Raw genomic sequence first — 18,035 nt, 5'->3', positions numbered from 1 at the left:
CCACGGGTGGGTCGGCTCCCGCGCGGGTCAGGCCTCGCGCAGACGTTCGGCCAGATCGCTGTCCATCGCCGGGGCGTCCATCACCAGACGGGAACGGACGATCTTGCCTGAGGCGGTGCGGGGCAGCGGACCCTTCCAGCGCACCAGCTGCTCGGGCAGTTTGCGCTTGGCGATACCCAGCTCCAGCAGATGCGAGATCGCGTCCTGCAGGGTGACGTTCGCGCCGTCGGCGACCGCGACGGCGACCACGAGGCGTTCGCCGGTGGCCGGGTCCGGCAGGCCGAACGTGGCGTGTTCGGTCGAGCCCGGCAGTCCGAGCAACGCCTCGTCGAGCTCGCTCAGCGAGATCTTCAACCCGTTGCGGTTGACGATCTCCTTGAGTCGTCCGACGACGGTCAGCCGGCCGTCGGTGACATCGATCTGGTCGCCGGTGCGGTACCAGTCGTCCTCGAAGGCACCCTTGTCATCGGCCGGGTCGAGGTAGCCCAGGAACAGGTTCGGACCACGCAGCAGGCCCTCCTGCGGGTGCTCCGACGAGCCGATGCGCACCTCACCGCCGCGGATGGGCACGCCGTCGTCGGCCAGCCGCCGCTCACGCGGGTCGTCGGGCAGACTGCCGGAGAACACCGGTGCCTCGGACGAGCCGTACATGCGCACGATCTCGATGCCATAGCGGTCGGTGGCGAGCTCGAGCAGCGGGCGGGGCAGCATCGAGCCGCCGAGGGTGAGCCGGCGCAGCCGCACCGGCACGTCCGGCCCGGCCTCGGCCGCGGCGGTCAGCAGCCGCTGCGGGATGACCGGGGCACCGCCGAGCAGAGTCGGTTCCTCGGCGTTGATCCGCGCGAGGGTGGCCGTCGGACTGAAGTGGTCCTCCAGCAGCAGGGTGCCGTGCCGATCGGCCGCGAGCTGCAGCTGCATCAGGCCGGTGATGCTGGTCAGCGGGCTGACCAGGAACGTCGCCACGTGGTCGTGGGCGACGGAGCGTTCGAGGTTGAACAGGCCCGCGGTGAGGGTGTTCAGCGAGTGGACGACACCCTTGGGTCGGCCGGTGGTACCCGAGCTGAACATGATGATCGTGGCACGGTCGCGGTTCGGTTCGGTCCAGGTGGCCGCCGGCACCGACGGGTCGATCTCGGCGCCGAACAGCTCCAGCGACAGCACCCGGTCCCCCGCCAGGGCCAGGGCCTCGCCGAGTCGTTCTGCCTCCCGGTCGGGCACGAGGATCCACGGATCGGTCGGGAGTGCCTCCAGCGCGAAGCGCACCTCCGCCGCACCGCTGCGCCGGTCCAGTCCGACCACGGTCGTCCTGGCCCGCAGCAGGGACTGGTAGGCGATGACGCCCTGATGGGTGTTGCCGGTGACCAGGATCGCGGCGTCGCCGGGGCGGACCCCGCGGGCGGCCAGCGTGGACACCCCGCCGGCGACCGCGGCGGCGAGCTGCGCGTAGCTCAGGCGCACCTCGTTGTCGACGACGGCGAGCGCGTCCGGAGTGCTGGCCGCCGCGGCCTCGATGCCGTCGGCGAGGCGGCGCTCGTCCCACTGGCCCTCGGCCCGGTAACGCTCACCGAGCTCGGCCCGCACCCCCGACAACCGCGGGTAGCGCGCGGTGCGGGCACCGCTACTGCCGCCGGTGCCCGTCCCAGCGCTGTCGCCAGGGCCGTTGTCGTTGCCGTCCGCCACGATCAGGCCGCTCCCGTCCTGCTCAACATCCGGGCCAGGTTCTTCTGGAAGGCCGGCTCGTCGAAGGACTCCGATTCGCTGTCGAGCCCACCGGACAACAAGGATGCCACTGCTTGGCGCAAGCCGCTGTTGATGAGCTTTTTCGACTCGACGACCGCCTGGGGCGGCAGGGCGGCGAGACGGTTGGCGAGCTCGACCGCGGTGGTCACCGACTCGCCGCGGGGCACCACCCGGTTGACCAGGCCCAGGTTCAGCGCCTCGGCCGCGGGAATCCGATCGCCGAGCAGGATGTACTCCTTGGCCCGCTGCAGGCTGATCAGCAGCGGCCAGACCAGGGCGCCGCCGTCGGCCGCGGTGAGGCCGAGCAGGACGTGCGGGTCGGCGAGGAACGCCTGCTCCTCGATCACGACCAGGTCGCTCATCGCGGCCAGGCTGCAGCCCAGGCCCACGGCCGGGCCGTTGACGGCGGCGATGATCGGCACCCGCACCGAGGTCATCCCGCGCACGATCGCCGCGGCCTCGGCCATCACCTTGGCGCGCAGCCCGGGGTCGGCGACCATCCGGTCGAGCAGGGCGAGATCACCACCGGCGGAGAACGCCTTGCCGGCGCCGGTGAGGACGACGGCCCGTACCTCGCTCGCCGCGTCGATGGCCGGCCACACCTCGGCGAGGGCGGTGTGCAGCCCCTCGTCGGAGGCGTTCAGGGTGGCGGGACGGTTCAGGGTGACAACCCGGACCGGGCCCCGATCCTCAATGAGTACCGGGGCTTCCGGCTCCTCGTGCTCGACCACGTCACTCCTTGAAAGACGACCCGGGAACTTCGACGTTGCTTCGAGGTTCGCGGGTTCCTATATTGACGTCAATGTTGCATATAACTGCCAGCAGTGGAAGCGGTCCGCTTCGTGACGATGCGTGCTCGTACGCCGCTGCCCTCGACGACTGGCTGGCCACCCGGCCGGCGGCGTTGGAGGCTGCTTCGCGTCCGATCGCCGCGTACGACCAGCGGGTAGCCGTGACTTCCGCGCTCATGGGTGTTCTGTACGACGAGGGTTGGGCCCGTTACGGGTGGCCCGAGCAGCTGGGCGGCTTCGGTGGTGACATCGTGCACCGGGCCGTCATGTGGGACGCGCTGGCGCGGCATGGGCTGCCGGCGATGGCGCTCTACGAGCATCTCGAGGTGCTCCTGCCCACACTCGTGGCACTCGGTAACCCGACCTTCATGGCCGAGGCGCTGCCCCGGTTCCTGCGCGGCGAACAGGTCTGGTCCCAGGGCTTCTCCGAACCCGAGGCGGGTTCGGACCTGGCCAGCGCCCGCACCCGGGCCGTCGAACGCGACGGCGGTGGGTACGCCATCACCGGGCGCAAGATCTGGACGAGCTGGGCGCGCTACGCCCGCTGGTGTCTGGTGCTCGCCCGGACCGGGACGACCGAGTCACGCCACCGCGGGCTGTCCGCCTTCATCGTCGACCTGCAGGATCCCGGCGTCGAGGTGCGGGCGATCGAACAGGCCAACGGCACCGACGAACTCGCCGAGGTGACCTTCGACGAGGTGCTGGTCGGCCCGGAGCGCCTGGTCGGGGAGATCGGCGGCGGCTGGCGGGTGGCGATGCACATCCTCGCCCACGAGCGCGGGACGTTCGGCTGGTTCCGACACAACTTCCTGACGCGGGAGGTGCTTGACAATCTCTCGCTGGGCCGACCGGCGGGCGATACGCTGCTGGGCAACGCTCTGCTTGATCTGGCCGCCGTCCGCGCCAGCAGTTTCGGTGGTGTGCGGGCGCACGCGGCGGACACGGTGCTCGGTCCTCGGGCCGCGTTCGTGAAGCTGATGCTGGCCGCCAGCGAGCAGGCCGTGAACGACTGGGTGCTCGCCAGCGATCCGGATCTTGCTGTTGGCGTGCAGGACGACCATGTGGCGGTGAACCGCCAGGACTATCTGTTCTCGCGCATCGTCACCGTCTACGGAGGGTCGCAGCAGATGCAGCTCGACACCATCGCCAAGCAGATTCTGCGGCTGCCATGACGTCGGTCGTGGAGTCACCGGACCGCGAGTTCCTCGAGGCGGCCGGTGCCGCGCTGCGCGGCACCGGGCCCGGTGAGGATCCGCTCGAGGCGCTCGGCTGGTGGGATCTGCTGGCCGAGTTCGACGACCGCGACGCCCGCGGGGCCGCCCTGGCGCTGTTTCGCGCCCAGGGCCGCGAGCTCGCGGACACCGCGGCGCTCGGCGCCCTGATCGCCCAGCCGTATCTGGCGGCGGCCGGGGCGGAACCCGGCACCCTCGTCGCCGTGATCGTCCGCCGTTCGGCCCGTGGTGAGCGACTGCTCGCCGTCGGTGATGTCGCCGGGCGCACGCTGCTCGTCGACCGGCCGGGTCAGGGCGCGTCGGTCATCGCCGCCGAGAAGACCGAGCTCGTGCCGGTGACCGTGCCCGGTCGCCTCACCCTGCACGAGGTCCGGGTGGACGACGCGGCGCTCACCCCGGCGATAGCCGAGGCCGAGGCCGCGGCGGTGCGGGCCCGGGCGGTGTATCTCGGCCGGATCGGCGCGTCGCTGGAGATCCTCGGCGCCGCCGAGGGGACCCTCGCGCTCGCCGTGTCCTACGCCGCCTCCCGGGAGCAGTTCGGCCGGCCGATCGGCACGTTCCAGGCGGTCCGTCATCTGCTGGCCTGGGCACAGACCGACAGCGTGGCCCTGGAAAGCGTCGTGACGACCGCCGTGGCGCTCGACGCCGTGGCGCTCGACGCCGCGGCACCGCAGCGTCACGACGAGGTCGTCAAGGCGCTGGCGGGGCGCAACGGCCGGCGCATCTGCGAACGGGCCATGCAGGTGTTCGGCGGCATCGGATTCACCGCCGAGCACGACCACCATCACTTCCACAGCCGGGTGCTGGCCCTCGACGCGCTGCTCGGCACGTCCGCGGAGCTGACCCACACGCTCGGCGCGTGGTGGCGCGAGTCCCGCGCCGACCCCAGTGCATCCGTGCGCGCGCTGCTGGCCGAGACCGGCTCGTGACAGCGCCCGCGGTTCCCACGTCCACCATCTGATCAGCAAGGAGAGGCCCACATGACGTCGAGTCCGTCGCCCTATCCGATCTTTGACGCCGACAACCACATGTACGAGACCGAGGACGCGTTCACCAAGTTCCTGCCCGAGCAGTACCGCAGCGCGGTGCGCTACGTCGAGGTCGACGGCCGCACCAAGATCGCCATCAAGGGTCAGATCAGCGAGTACATTCCGAACCCGACGTTCAGCGTCGTCGCGCGCCCCGGCGCGCAGGAGGACTACTTCCGCAGAGGCAACCCGGAGGGCAAGTCCTACCGGGAGCTCGTCGGCAAGCCGATGCGCTCGATCCCGGCGTTCCGCGAGCCCGAGGCGCGCCTGAAGCTGCTCGACGAGCAGGGCGTCGAGCGCACCCTGATGTTCCCGACGCTCGCGAGCCTGCTCGAGGAGCGCATGCGGGACGACCCGCAGCTGACCCACGTCGTCATCCACGCGCTGAACCAGTGGATGCACGAGACCTGGTCGTTCGACTACGAGAACCGGATCTTCGCCACCCCGGTCATCACCCTGCCGATCGTGGACAAGGCGATCGAGGAGCTGGAGTGGGTGGTGGAGCGTGGAGCCCGCGCCATCCTCATCCGCCCGGCGCCGGTGCCGACCTACGGCTACTCGCGCTCCTTCGGTCTGCCCGAGTTCGACCCGTTCTGGAAGAAGGTCGTCGAGGCCGACATCCTGGTCGGGTTCCACTCGTCGGACAGCGGCTACAACCGTTACACCGACGACTGGGAGGGCGCGAACAAGGAGTACCTGCCCTTCAAGCCGGAGGCGTTCCGCCTGGTCAACCAGTGGCGCCCGATCGAGGACACCGTCTCCTCGCTGATCTGCCACGGCACGCTGACCCGGTTCCCCCAGCTCAAGATCGCCTTCGTCGAGAACGGCGCCTCCTGGGTCGAGCCGCTGATCGCGAGCCTGAAGAACGTGTACAAGAAGGGTCCGCAGATGTTCGAGGAGGACCCGATCACGGTCCTTCGCCGCAACGTCCACATCAGCCCGTTCTGGGAGGATGACATGTCGAAGCTGGTCGATCTCCTGGGCGAGGACCGGGTGCTCTACGGCTCCGACTACCCGCACCCCGAGGGCCTGGCGGAGCCCGCGAGCTTCGCCGCCGAGCTGACCAACGTCAGCGAGGAGGTCAAGGCCAAGATCCTCGGCGGGAACATGTCCCGGCTCATCCCGGTCTGACCGGTCCGTTAGCCCGTCGGCCCGGTGGGTCGACGGGCAGCCCGGTCGGCGCCCTGGCGCGCAGGCGAAGGGGGCTCTGGTGACAGATCGCGTGGTCCTTGCCTTCGGCGAGCGCGGCTACGGCCGGGCCGAGCTCGAGGCGCTGACCGAGGGGCTGGCCCGTCGGCTGGTCGCCCGCGGGGTGCGCCCCGGTGACCGGGTGGCGTTGATGTCGTCGAACCGGCCCGAGTTCGTCGTCGCGGTGCGGGCGCTGTGGCGGGTCGGTGCGGCGGCGGTGCTGTTCAGTCCGGCGTGGCGCGGTTCGGTGAGGGCGAGGACGCCCTCGCCCTCACCGAACCGCGCCACGCCGTGGGCGACCACCCCGCGCTCGCCGCCGCCATGCCGATGCTGCACCTGGACGAGCCGATCGAGGCGGTCACACCGGGTCGGCCGGCGGCGGGGTCGGCCACGGGTTCACCCCGTTGGCCGGTGCCGCGCCCGGACGCCGAGGCGCTGCTGGTGTTCAGCTCCGGGACGACCGGGCTGCCCAAGGCGGTGCGGCACACCCACGCGTCCTTCGACGCGGCGGTCGGGCACTGGCGGCGTGCGCTGGGAATGACCGGCGCCGACCGGATGCAGATCGCCACGCCGCCGTCGCACATCCTTGGCATTCTCAACATCGCCACGGTGTGGGCGGCCGGTGCCTGGATGCGTCTGCACCGCCGGTTCGACCTCGACCGGGTCCTGCACGCCATCGAGGCGGACCGGGTCACCATCGAGATGGCGGTGGCGCCGATCGCCCTGGCGATCGCCGGGCATCCGACACTGGAGTCGTTCGACCTGTCGTCGCTGCGCTACATCATGTGGTGCGCCACCCCGGTCACCCCGAGTGTCGCCGAGTCGGTGACGGCGCGCACCGGGGTTGGGTGGGTGACGGCCTACGGGGCCAGCGAGGTGCCGCTGTTCACCTGCACGCCGCCCGGGCGCACGTCGCTCACCGGCGCGCCGCTGGACAGCGTCGGCCAGGTGGTGGACGGCGTCGAACTGCGGGTGGTGGACCCCGACAGCGGCGTCGTGCTGCCCGTCGGCGCCACCGGCGAGCTGCAGGCCCGGTCGGCGTCGGTGATGGCCGGCTATCTGCCGGCCGCGGCGACCGCGGACGTCATGGTGGACGGCTGGTACCGCACCGGCGACCTCGGCCAGGTGGACGCGGACGGCTGGGTGCGGCTCACCGACCGGCGCAAGGAGATGATCAAGGTACGGGCGTTCCAGGTGGCGCCGGCCGAGGTGGAGGCGGTGCTGCACCGACACCCCGCCGTGGCCGACTGCGCCGTGTTCGGCATCCCGGACGCCGCCGACGGGGAGGCGGTCATCGCCGCCGTCAGCACCCGGGCGCCGGTCACCGCGGACGAGCTGATCGCGCTGGTCGGCGGGCGGCTCGCGTCGTACAAGCGGCCCCGCCGCGTCATGTTCACCGACGAGATCCCCCGGTTACCGTCCGGGAAGGTGCTGCGTCGGGTGCTACGGGCACGCTATGAAGAACAGTAGAGCCACAGACACGGACCAGTAGAAGATCACAAGGGGCAACGTCCGCTACGGGCAGTGCCTACCAGGGGCAACATCGCGATGCGGGTATCGAGCTGGTCGGCCCGACGCGCGGCTGAGGAGCTGCAGGTGTTCATTCGCTACGAGGTCGCCGACAAGATCGCGACCATCTCGCTCAACCGGCCCGAGGCCGCCAACGCCCAGAATCCCGAGCTGCTCGACGAGCTCGACGAGGCGTGGCGTGCCGCCGCCGCCGACGATGACGTCGCCGTCATCATTCTGCGCGGGGAGGGCAAGCACTTCTCCTCCGGGCACGACATCAAGGGCTCGGGCAGCGCGGACGGGCACGGGAAGATGACCCTCGAGGAGATCATCCAGTACGAGTCGCGCCGCTACCTGGAGTACACACTGCGCTGGCGCAACACCCCGAAGCCGTCGATCGCGGCCGTGCAGGGCCGCTGCATCGCGGGCGGGCTGCTGCTGTGCTGGCCGTGTGACCTCATCATCGCCGCGGACGACGCGAAGTTCTCCGACCCGGTGGTGGCGATGGGCATCGGAGGGGTCGAATACCACGGGCACACCTGGGAGCTCGGGCCGCGCAAGGCCAAGGAGATCCTGTTCACCGGCCGGGCGATCACCGCCGAGGAGGCGGAGAAGGTCGGCATGGTCAACCGGGTCGTGCCCCGCGCCGAGCTGGACACCGCGACCCGGGAGCTGGCCGCCAGCATCGCGAAGATGCCGCCCTTCGGCCTGCGCCAGGCCAAGCGTGCGGTCAACCAGACCTTGGACGTGCAGGGCTTCTACGCGGCGATCCAGTCGGTGTTCGACGTCCACCAGACCGGCCACGGCAACGCGCTCAGCGTCTCCGGTTACCCGATCCTGGTGAACCTCGAGCAGATGAAGACCAAGGTCAAGTCCGAACTGTAGGACAGGCGAACGGCGCCACGGCGGGAGCCGGACGGTCGCCGAGGCGAGGAGAGAATGGCGTGACCAAGGTAGCGTTCGCCCCCGACGTGTTCACCTGGCCGGCCGAGGAGCCACAGCTGATCGGCAGCCGCTGCTCGGTCTGCCAGGCGGTGACGTTTCCGCGTAAGCCGTCGTGCCCGCGCTGTGGCAACCCCGACATGGCCGAGCGTCTGCTGCCCCGGCGCGGGACGCTGGTGGCCTGGACCATCCAGGGTTTCCTGCCCAAGGCGCCGTACGCGGGCGGGGAGACCGAGGAGACGTTCCGTCCCTACGGGGTGGGGCTCGTCCAGCTCGGCGACGAGGTTCGGGTCGAGACGCGGCTGACCGAGGCCGACCCGGAGAAGCTGCGTTTCGGCATGGAGCTGGAACTGGTGGTCGTGCCGTTCCGTACGGACGCGGACGGTACCGAGGTCGTGATCCACGCCTTCGCGCCGACCGAGTCCTGACCCAAGAACCGTCCCAGCGCACGAGTCGTCCCAGCCCTGGATCGAGGAGATTGACATGCACGACGTCGCCATCGTCGGGGTGGGCATTCACCCGTTCGGCCGGTTCGGGCCGAAGTCGGCGATCGAGATGGGTGCGCAGGCGGTGCGGGCCGCCTGCGCCGATGCCGGAATCAGCTGGTCGGATGTGCAGTTCGCGTTCGGTGGCAGCAACGAGGTGGACAACCCGGACGCGGTGATCAGCCTGCTCGGCCTCACCGGCATCCCGTTCATGGATGTCTACAACGGCTGCGCCACCGCCGGCACCGCCCTCGAGCTCACCGCCGACGCGATCCGCTACGGCAAGTACGAGCTCGGCGTCGCCGTCGGCATGGACAAGCACCTGCCGGGCGCGTTCACCGCCGACCCGGAGTACTACAGCGCGCCGTCCTGGTACGGCGAGGCCGGCCAGTTCCTCACCACCAAGTTCTTCGGCATCAAGATCAACCGTTACATGCACGACCACGGCATCTCGCACGCGACCCTGGCGAAGGTCGTGAACAAGAGCCTGCGCAACGGGGTGCTCAACCCCAACGCGTTCCGCCGCAAGCCGCTGGACGAGGCGACCATCCTCGGGGCGCGGATGCTCAACTACCCGCTGACCCAGTACATGTTCTGCTCGCCGGACGAGGGCGCGGCGGCCGTGGTGCTGTGCCGGGCCGACATCGCCCACCGCTACACCTCGAACCCGATCTACCTGCGGGCCACCGCGCTGCGCACCCGGCGCTACGGCGCGTACGAGGTGCACAGCTCGTGGGCCGCGGTCGAGGAGGACGTCGCGCCGACCGTCTACGCCAGCCGGGCCGCCTACGAGGCCGCCGGGATCGGCCCGCAGGACGTCGACGTCATCCAGCTGCAGGACACCGACGCCGGTGCCGAGATCATCCACATGGCCGAGAACGGTTTCTGCGCCGACGGTGAGCAGGAGAAGCTGCTCGCCGAGGGCGCCACCGAGATCGGCGGCCGGCTGCCGGTCAACACCGACGGCGGCCTGATCGCCAACGGCGAGCCGATCGGCGCCTCCGGTCTGCGCCAGATCCACGAACTGGTCCGCCAGCTGCGCGGCCAGGCCGGCGACCGCCAGGTCCCCGGCAACCCCCGGGTCGGCTACGCCCAGCTCTACGGCGCCCCCGGCACCGCCGCCGTCTCCATCCTCACCACCTGACGGGGACGTCCCCCTGACGCGAAAGGGCGTCCCGCCTTGGGCGGGACGCCCTTTCCGGTTCCTGGCCGGCCTCCCGTGTGGCCTGCCCGCGGAGGCAGAACGCGTATCGCGCCCCCGGCGGAACAAGACCGGCGATCCCGCGCCGACACACAGGAGCCGGCGCGGGCCCAGGATCAGAGGAGCTCGAGGACCATGGCGGCGCCCATGCCGCCGCCGGCGCACATCGACACGACACCCAGCGTCGCGCCGCGGCGGCGTAGCTCGCCGAGCATGGTGACGATCATCCGGGCGCCGGTGGCGGCGATCGGGTGGCCGAGGCTCGCGCCACTGCCGTTGACGTTGACGATCTCCGGGTTGATCCCGAGCTTGCGCACCGCCGCGACCGGCACCGAGCAGAACGCCTCGTTGATCTCGAACAGGTCGATGTCGGCGAGGGTGAGACCGGCCCGGTCAAGTGCCTTCGGGATGGCCAGGGTGGGGGACATGCCGGTGCGGGCGGGCTCGATGCCGACGGCCGACCACGAGCGGATCCGGGCCAGCGGGGTGATGCCGTGGGCGGCGGCGTAGGCGTCGCTGGTCACGGTGACGGCCGCGGCGGCGTCGTTGAGCCCGGCGGCGTTGCCCGCGGTGACGGTGCCGGCCTCCCCGAGTTCCGGGTGGATGAGCTTGAGCGAGGCGAGCCGCTCCAGCGTCGTGCCACGCCGCGGGTGCTCGTCGGTGTCGAAGCGCACGACGCTGCCGTCGGGCCGGGTGACGTCCAACGGGATGATCTCTTCGGTGAACGCGCCCGCGTCGATGGAGGCGATCGCGCGGGCGTGGCTGTAGACCGCCCACTCGTCGACGTCGGTACGGGTCAGGCCCATCTCGCGGGCGGTGTTCTCGCCGACGGTGATGGACATGTCGAACGCGGGGGCGTCGGGGGTTTCGGGGTGCGACGGGGGGCGCCACAGCGTCTGGTTGCCCTCGGCGTCGAACTTCACGCTGGGAGCGGCGTTGGTGAGGCTTTCGGTGCCGCCGGCGATGACGACCTGGTCCATCCCGGCGCGGATGCTGCCGGCGGCGATCGAGACCGCGGACAGGCCGGCCGCGCAGTGTCGGTTGTCGGCCAGGCCCGGCACATCGTTCAGACCGAGCCGGACGGCGACGTTGCGGGCGATCACCCCGCCGCCCTGCATCGACTCGGCGAGGACGATGTCGTCGACGTCCTGCGCCGGGATCCCGCTGCGCTCAAGCACAACCGGGATGACCGCCTCGGCGAGGTCGAAGGCGTCGAGGCCGACGAGGGTGCCCTTGCGGGTTCGGCCGATGGCCGTGCGGCCGGTCGAAACGATCACTGCTTCGGTCACGGGGATCCTCCCTGGGGGAACCGGCCGCGCGCCCGCCGACGGCACCGCCGCGGCGCGACACGCCGCCCATCCGCGCAGATGTCGATATTGATATCGACACTAGCCAGCGCCCCTGCCACTCGCAACCGACCCGCGGCCGACCCCGGGCGTTCCCGTAACGCCGCAGGTCCAGCTGTCGCCGGGCCGTCCGCGCCGGTCTCCATGTCTGCACGGGGAGACCGGCGGCAGCGAGGAAGGCCCCGGGCCGGGGGAGGTCCTACTTCGGGGGGAAGCGCAGCGCGCCGTCGAGACGGATGTTCTCGCCGTTGAGGTAGGGGTTGCGCACGATCGACTCGACCAGAAGGGCGAACTCCTCCGGCCGGCCCATCCGCTTGGGGAACTGGATGTTCGAGGTCAGCTTCTCCTTCAACCCCTCGGGCGCGGAGAGCATGATCGGGGTGCCCATGGTGCCGGGCGCGATCGCGTTCACCCGGATGCCGGACGGGGCGAGGTCACGGGCCAACGGCAGCGACATGCCGAGGATGGCGGCCTTGGCCGCGGCGTAGGCCAGCTGACCGACCTGGCCCTCCAGGCCGGCGATGGAGGCGGTGTTGACGATCACGCCCCGCTCGCCGTCCTCGGTCGGGGTGTTGTGGGCTATCGCCGCGGCGGACAGCCGGGTGACGTTGAACGTGCCGACCGCGTTGAGCTGCAGGACGCGGACGAACGAGTCCTTGTCGTGCGGGGTTCCGTCGCGGTTGAGGGTGCGGGCGGCGATGCCGCCGCCGGCGACGTTCACGACGATCGAGAAGGTGCCCAGCGACTGGGCCGCGCTGATCGCGGACCGCACCACGTCGTCGTCGTTGATGTCACCGCTGACCGCGAGGGCGTCCGGCCCGATGCTGTCGGCGACCTCCTTGGTACCGCCGTCGTGCAGGTCGAAGACCACGGTCTTCACGCCGAGGCCGACGAGATGCCGCACGGTCGCGGCGCCGAGACCGCCGGCACCTCCGGTGACGATCGCCGAACGTCCTGTCAGATCCACAGTGTCCTCCTGCCCAGGGACGCCGTTCCCAGCCGGGAACCCGCGTCCGTGCGTGTCCCGAAATCGGGACCTATGCCCTGCCTGCTGTGGGCAGCCGCCGGTAGGGGCGACCGCGGACGTCCAATCCCGGCCGCGAACCCAGGCCATCATGGACAGCGTGACCATAACGGGTCCGGTCCTGACGGGACAACGGACGCGGCGTCCGCCCGGCCGCCACGGCGCCCGCCCACCGCCGAGCCGGCCGCGGTGCGGCAGGTCCTCGTGGGCAGCGCTCGTGGGCGGCGGAGGTGGGCAGGCATGCTCCGGTGCCAGACGTTGACATTGACATCGAGTTTTGCGTCGGGCTAGCGTCGAATACGTGACAGAGGTAACGCTTGGCCTGAGCCTGGCTGGAATCCGCGGTAAGGGCGCCTCGCTCGCCGAGGTGGCACGCCGGGCCGAACAGGCCGGCTATGACTCGGTGTGGACCGGCGAGGCATGGGGTGCCGACGCCTTCACACCGCTCGCCTTCATCGCCGGCATCACCACCCGGCTGCGACTGGGCACCGCGATCGCGCAGATGCCGGCCCGGACCCCGGCCGCCACCGCGATGACGGCCCTCACCCTGCAGCAGCTGTCCGGGGGCCGGCTCATCCTCGGCCTTGGCGCGTCCGGGCCGCAGGTGGTGGAGGGCTGGCATGGCGTGCCGTACCGCCCGCCGGTGCAGATGACCCGCGAGTACCTGGCCATCCTGCGTCAGGCCCTCGCCGGCACCGCCAAGGTCGCCTTCGAGGGATCCGTCTACCAGGTGCCCTACACCGGCCCCGGGTCCACCGGCCAGGGGCGGGCGCTGCGTTCGCAGCTGCCGGGTGCGCCGCAGACGCCGATTCTCATCGCCGCGCTCGGGCCGAAGAACGTCGCGATGACGGTCGCCGAGGCCGATGGTCTGCTGCCGTACCTGTGGAGCCCGCGGCACTGGAAGAACGCCTGGGGTGAGGCGCTCGCCGCCGCCCCCGCGGGCTTCCAGATCGCGCCGACGGTGCTCGCCTGCGTCGGTGACGACGTCGAGGCCTGCCGCGACGAGGTCCGCCCGCGGATCGCGTTGCACATCGGCGGCATGGGGTCGAAGACGAAGAACTTCTATGCCAATCTCGTCGCCCGCTACGGGTATGTCGAGGAGGCGAACCGGATCCAGGACCTGTTCCTTGGCGGCGACCGGGCCGGGGCGTGCGCGGCCGTCCCCGACGACCTGGTCGACGACCTGGCCCTGGTGGGTCCGCCGGCGCGGATCGCCGACCAGCTCGCCGCCTGGCGGGACGGCCCGCTGAGCACCGTGATCGTCGAGCCGACCGACCACACCATGCTGGAGGCCATCGCCGGCATCTGGTGAGACCGCCAGTGGTCGGCCGGACGGTCGAGACGCCGGTATCTGGTGGCGCCGCCGGCTGGTGGTGAGGCAACGTGACGGTGGGACCGGATCCGAAGTCGATGTGGAAAGTGGGAGTACGGCCTTGGCACAGGGTGCGCAAACAGGGACGACAGCCGCACAGCTGCTGCGGGCGCGGGCCGCGGACGATAGCCCCGGCCTGATCATCGGCGATGACCGGTGGAGCTACCGCGAGCTGGTCGCGCAGGCCGCCCGCCGGGCGAACCACTTCGCGTCGGTGCGCGATCCGCGGCGCCCCCGCACATCGGTGTCCTGCTGGAGAACGTGGCCGACTACGTGTTCTGGCTGGGCGCGGCCGCGCTGTCGGGGGCGACCGTGGTGGGCATCAACGCGACCTACCGGGGCGAGCAGCTCGGCCAGCTCGTCCGGCACACCGACTGCCAGCTGCTGGTGACCTCCGCCGGTTACGCGCCGCTGCTCGAGGGGGTGGACACGGCGGTGCCGGCCGAGCGCGTCCTCGTCGTCGACACCCCGGAGTACGCCGCGCTGCTCGAGGCGGCTCCGGCCACGCTGCCGGCCGTCGAGGTCGGTCCCGAGGACCTGTTCCTGCTGATCTTCACGTCCGGTTCGACCGGCCTGCCCAAGGCGGTGCGCTGCACCAACGGCCGCTTCGCCCGCACCGGCGGGCACGTCGCGAAGGTCACTGAGCTGCGGCGTGGTCGGGACCTGGTGTACTCGCCGTTGCCGTTCTTCCATTCCAGCTCGCTGTTCACCGGCTGGTCCTCGGCACTGAACGCCGCCGTCCCGATCGCGACGCGGCCGAGGTTCTCCGCCTCGAACACCCTGCCGGACCTGCGCCGCACCGGCGCCACGGTGATGACCTACACCGGCAAGGTACTCAACTACATCCTCGCCACCCCCGAGCGACCCGACGACGCGGACAGCCCGCTGCGGGTCGCGGTCGGTAACGAGGCGTCGCTGCGCGACATCCGCGAGTTCGCCCGCCGCTTCGACGCCACCGTGCGCGACAGCTACGGCTCCACCGAGGGCATCATCATCATCCGCCGGGACGCGTCCATGCCCGACGGCGCGCTCGGCAAGCCCGACCCGACCGTCCGGGTGCTCGACGCGACCACCGGCCAGGAGTGCCCGCGGGTCACCTTCGGTCCGGACGGGCGGCCCACCAACCTGGACGTCGCCGTCGGCGAGATCGTCGAGACCGCGCCGACGGAGGGCTTCGAGGGCTACTACAACAACTCCGAGGCCACCTCGGCCCGGTTCCGCGCGGGCGCCTACTGGTCGGGGGACCTCGCCTACCGCGACGACGACGGCTGGCTGTACTTCGCCGGCCGGTCCAACGAGTGGCTGCGGGTCGACGGGGAGAACTTCGCCGCCGCCCCGGTGGAGGCGATCATCGGACGGTTCGCGGACGTGCGCTCGGTCGCCGTCTACGCCGTGCCCGACGATCCGGTGGGCGACCGGGTCATGGTCGCCCTCGAACTGCGCGCCGACGCCCGCTTCGACGCCGCCGCGTTCGACGCGTTCCTCGCCGAGCAGCCCGACCTGGGGCCCAAGTGGCTGCCGTCGTTCGTCCGGGTCACGGCGGAGCTCCCCAAACTCGCCAGCATGAAGATCGACAAGATGCGGCTGCGGCGGGAGGCCTGGCAGGTCGACGGGGTGGTGTGGCGCCCGGAGCGGGGCGCGGCGCTGCGTACGCTCGAACCCGCCGAGCGGGCCCGCCTCGATGCCCTGTTCGGCTGACCGCCTGCCGGGTTCGGGCCCCGGCCTTCGTGGGCGTCCGCGGGCTTCTGCTGGCTTCCGGCAGGTGGTTGCCCGCACACTGAAACCCGAGCTCGATATGAAGGTCATCGACCGGATTCCGCGGCGGTGGCGGCCGATCATGGAGTCGGTGCCGGCGAACCAGGAGACCTGGGCCGCGGTCCGGCCCTGACGACGGCGCCACCCCGACGACGGCGACACCCCAACGACGGAGGAGATCAGATGAGTCCCGCGGCGCTGCCCGGTCCGGTCGGACTGTGGGGCGGGTTCCTGGACCGGCTGCCGGCGGCGCAGGCCGTCGAGGCGGTGCGGGAGGTCGAGGCCGCCGGGGTGGCGAGCCTGTGGCTGCCCGAGCACAGCGGCGTCGACCCGTTCGTCCGCGCCGCGCTGTACCTGTCGGCGACCACGCACCTCACGGTCGCCTTGGGCGTCGCCACGATCTACGCCCGGGATCCCGAGGCGATGGTGGCCGTGTCGAGCACCCTCGAGGAGGCGTTCCCCGGCCGGTTCATCCTCGGCCTCGGGGTGAGCCACCGCAGCATGGTCGAGGCCCGCGGCCACACGTTCGGCCCCCCGCTGGCCACCATGCGGGCGTATCTCGCCGCGATGGGCGCCGCGGCCGGGCAGCGTCGGCGCCCACCGACGGTGCTCGGGGCCCTCGGGCCGAAGATGATGACGCTCGCCGGTACGGCCGCCGACGGCGCGCACACCTACTTCGCCCCGGTCCCGCACACCGCCGCGATCCGCGCGGCACTGGGACCGGGCCGTTTTCTCGCCCCCGCCCAGATGGTGGCGCTGACCGACGCGGACGGCGCGGTCGACCAGGACGCGGTCCGCCAGTACCTGCGCTTCTGCCTGAGCCTGCCCAACTACACCGCCAACCTGGCGCGCTACGGCTTCACCGAGGAGGACTTCACCGCGGTCAGCGACCCGCTCGTGGACGCCCTCGTCGTCGCGGACGACCCGGACCTGCTCGGCGAGCGGGTCAGCGCGCACCTCAAGGCCGGCGCCGACCAGGTCGTCCTGCAGTTCATCCCGCCGCCGCACGCCGACGTCATCCGCGGCCGCCTGGTCGCCGGTGAGCTGACCAGCCTCACCCGCGGCTGACCTGGGCCGCCGCGCGGCGATCGTCGCGCGGCGGCGTGGCCGCGGCACCCCCGTCCGGTGAACGCCGTGGCGGTCAGCGTTGGCCGGGCAGGTCTGTCAGCCGGTCAGTCAGCGGGGCAGGCCGAGGCCGCGTTCGGCGATCGTGTTGCGCTGGATCTCGTCGGTGCCGCCGCCGAGGCGCAGACCGGGGGCGAACAGCAGCCGTTCGATCCAGGGTGCGGACTCGGGGTCGTCGGCCACGGTGCCGGCCAGACCCAGGACGGTCATCGCCGCCTCGGAACTGAGCCGGGCGTGCTCGGAGTAGAGCAGCTTCGTGACCGAGCCCGCCGCCGCGACGCGATGACCGGCGGCGATCCGGAAACGGGTGAAGTCCAGGGTGCGCTCCCGGATGACGGCGGCGGCGACGATCTCGCGGACGCCCTCGTCGTCCTGCAGGCCGAGCCGGCGCACCAGACCGATGAGCTGGGTGGACGAACGGGCACCGGTGCCGCCGCCGATCGCGGCGCGCTCACTGGCGAGCATGGTGCGCAGCACCAGCCAGCCGTCGCCGAGGCCACCGATCAGGCCGATCTCGGGGATGAACGCGCCGTCGATGAAGACCTCGTTGAAGTGGTATCCACCGGACATCTGCCGCAGGGGGCGGATGTCGATGCCGGGCTGCGTCATCCGCAGCGCGAAGCAGGACAGCCCCTTGCGGCCCTCCTCGCGGGTGCCGGTGCGCGCGATGAGCAGCGCGTACTCGGCGCCGCCGGCGTGCGAGGTCCACACCTTCTGGCCGCTGACCGACCAACCGCCCTCGACCGGGGTGGCCCTGGTCTGGACGTTCGCGAGGTCGGAACCGGCGCCGGGTTCGGACAGCAGCTGGCACCAGGTCTGCTCGCCGCGCACGATCGGCGGCAGGTAGTGGGCGCGCTGCTCGGCGCTGCCGTGCCCGAACAGCACGGCCGGGGCCATCTCCAGGCCGACGGCGAACATCTTCGTCGACACGCCCCAGCGGGACTGTTCGGCCAGGACGACCTCGTCCGCCCACTCGGGCGCGCCCTGCCCGCCACACTCGGTCGGCCAGGAGGGCGAGGCGAGCCCGGCCTCGTACAGCTTGCGCTGCCAGTTCCGGGTGACCTCGACGGCGTGTTCCTCGCGCTCGTTGAACTCCTCGACGGTCTGGCCGGACACGACGTGGACGGCGGAGAAGTCCTCGGCCGAACCGCGCCGGGGCGCGTTGGCCTCGAACCAGGCCCGCACACGCGCGGTGAACGTGGCGCGGTCCTCGAAGTCCTCGGAGCCCGCTTCGGAGCCCGCGGCGGACGAGATCGACATCAGGTCTCTGCCTCCACCCGCCGTACTGGCGGTCAGA

General features: G+C 71.5%; 15 protein-coding genes and 1 pseudogene. 11 read left to right on the top strand and 5 right to left on the bottom strand.

Annotation, left to right across the window (positions count from 1 at the left end; genetic code table 11):
* Positions 1-27 precede the first annotated feature (27 nt).
* Together G6R24_RS00930 and G6R24_RS00925 are read right to left on the bottom strand one after the other, a co-directional pair.
* Complete coding sequence (locus tag G6R24_RS00930; RefSeq protein ID WP_225437946.1) at positions 28-1,680, bottom strand: class I adenylate-forming enzyme family protein; 1,653 nt, start codon at positions 1,678-1,680, stop codon at positions 28-30.
* A 2-nt stretch (positions 1,681-1,682) separates the two neighbouring features.
* Entirely contained in the window at positions 1,683-2,471 is a 789-nt protein-coding gene (locus tag G6R24_RS00925; protein ID WP_163547255.1) for an enoyl-CoA hydratase/isomerase family protein, read from the bottom strand.
* Between the two features lie 71 nt (positions 2,472-2,542).
* Between G6R24_RS00925 and G6R24_RS00920 the strand changes: the two genes are divergently transcribed.
* The 8 genes and pseudogenes from G6R24_RS00920 to G6R24_RS00890 all read left to right on the top strand — a co-directional run bounded on the left by G6R24_RS00920 (position 2,543) and on the right by G6R24_RS00890 (position 10,059).
* Positions 2,543-3,703, top strand: a complete 1,161-nt coding sequence (locus G6R24_RS00920) for an acyl-CoA dehydrogenase family protein (protein ID WP_163547254.1) — start codon at positions 2,543-2,545, stop codon at positions 3,701-3,703.
* Positions 3,700-4,692: an acyl-CoA dehydrogenase family protein gene (locus tag G6R24_RS00915; protein WP_163547253.1), complete on the top strand. Its 993-nt coding sequence runs from the start codon at positions 3,700-3,702 to the stop codon at positions 4,690-4,692. The genes G6R24_RS00920 and G6R24_RS00915 overlap by 4 nt, the downstream gene beginning before the upstream one ends.
* A gap of 51 nt (positions 4,693-4,743) precedes the next feature.
* Positions 4,744-5,922 carry an amidohydrolase family protein gene (locus G6R24_RS00910; protein WP_163547252.1) on the top strand — a complete coding sequence of 393 codons (1,179 nt, stop codon included), beginning with the start codon at positions 4,744-4,746 and terminating at the stop codon, positions 5,920-5,922.
* 79 nt (positions 5,923-6,001) lie between these two features.
* Positions 6,002-6,160: pseudogene (locus tag G6R24_RS24350) on the top strand (AMP-binding protein); the annotation flags it as partial.
* A 110-nt stretch (positions 6,161-6,270) separates the two neighbouring features.
* Positions 6,271-7,449 (top strand): class I adenylate-forming enzyme family protein, encoded by a 1,179-nt coding sequence (locus G6R24_RS00905; RefSeq protein WP_225437944.1) that lies wholly within the window; start codon positions 6,271-6,273, stop codon positions 7,447-7,449.
* 126 nt (positions 7,450-7,575) lie between these two features.
* Positions 7,576-8,373 (top strand): enoyl-CoA hydratase, encoded by a 798-nt coding sequence (locus tag G6R24_RS00900; RefSeq protein ID WP_163547251.1) that lies wholly within the window; start codon positions 7,576-7,578, stop codon positions 8,371-8,373.
* Positions 8,374-8,432: 59 nt separating this feature from the next.
* Positions 8,433-8,858: a Zn-ribbon domain-containing OB-fold protein gene (locus G6R24_RS00895; RefSeq protein ID WP_163547250.1), complete on the top strand. Its 426-nt coding sequence runs from the start codon at positions 8,433-8,435 to the stop codon at positions 8,856-8,858.
* A 55-nt stretch (positions 8,859-8,913) separates the two neighbouring features.
* Positions 8,914-10,059, top strand: a complete 1,146-nt coding sequence (locus G6R24_RS00890) for a thiolase family protein (RefSeq protein WP_163547249.1) — start codon at positions 8,914-8,916, stop codon at positions 10,057-10,059.
* Positions 10,060-10,232: 173 nt separating this feature from the next.
* Here the strand turns inward: G6R24_RS00890 and G6R24_RS00885 are convergent, their stop codons facing one another.
* Together G6R24_RS00885 and G6R24_RS00880 are read right to left on the bottom strand one after the other, a co-directional pair.
* Complete coding sequence (locus G6R24_RS00885) at positions 10,233-11,405, bottom strand: thiolase family protein (RefSeq protein WP_163547248.1); 1,173 nt, start codon at positions 11,403-11,405, stop codon at positions 10,233-10,235.
* A 256-nt stretch (positions 11,406-11,661) separates the two neighbouring features.
* Entirely contained in the window at positions 11,662-12,429 is a 768-nt protein-coding gene (locus G6R24_RS00880; protein WP_163547247.1) for an SDR family NAD(P)-dependent oxidoreductase, read from the bottom strand.
* Positions 12,430-12,787: 358 nt separating this feature from the next.
* Between G6R24_RS00880 and G6R24_RS00875 the strand changes: the two genes are divergently transcribed.
* The 3 genes from G6R24_RS00875 to G6R24_RS00865 all read left to right on the top strand — a co-directional run bounded on the left by G6R24_RS00875 (position 12,788) and on the right by G6R24_RS00865 (position 16,681).
* Positions 12,788-13,798 (top strand): LLM class F420-dependent oxidoreductase, encoded by a 1,011-nt coding sequence (locus tag G6R24_RS00875; protein WP_163547246.1) that lies wholly within the window; start codon positions 12,788-12,790, stop codon positions 13,796-13,798.
* A gap of 321 nt (positions 13,799-14,119) precedes the next feature.
* Positions 14,120-15,556: an AMP-binding protein gene (locus G6R24_RS00870; RefSeq protein WP_263864005.1), complete on the top strand. Its 1,437-nt coding sequence runs from the start codon at positions 14,120-14,122 to the stop codon at positions 15,554-15,556.
* A gap of 240 nt (positions 15,557-15,796) precedes the next feature.
* The gene (locus tag G6R24_RS00865; RefSeq protein WP_163547245.1) at positions 15,797-16,681 is read left to right on the top strand and encodes a TIGR03620 family F420-dependent LLM class oxidoreductase; all 885 of its coding nucleotides are present in this window, start codon (positions 15,797-15,799) and stop codon (positions 16,679-16,681) included.
* 108 nt (positions 16,682-16,789) lie between these two features.
* On the opposite strand, the gene G6R24_RS00860 is transcribed toward G6R24_RS00865, so the two are convergent.
* Entirely contained in the window at positions 16,790-17,998 is a 1,209-nt protein-coding gene (locus tag G6R24_RS00860) for an acyl-CoA dehydrogenase family protein (protein WP_163547244.1), read from the bottom strand.
* Positions 17,999-18,035: the final 37 nt, after the last annotated feature.

The sequence above is a fragment of the Candidatus Frankia nodulisporulans genome, from assembly GCF_902806475.1.
Taxonomy (GTDB): Bacteria; Actinomycetota; Actinomycetes; order Frankiales; family Frankiaceae; genus Frankia; species Frankia umida.
Note: the sequence above shows the minus strand (reverse complement) of the source record. Positions and strands in the feature narration are given on the sequence as shown.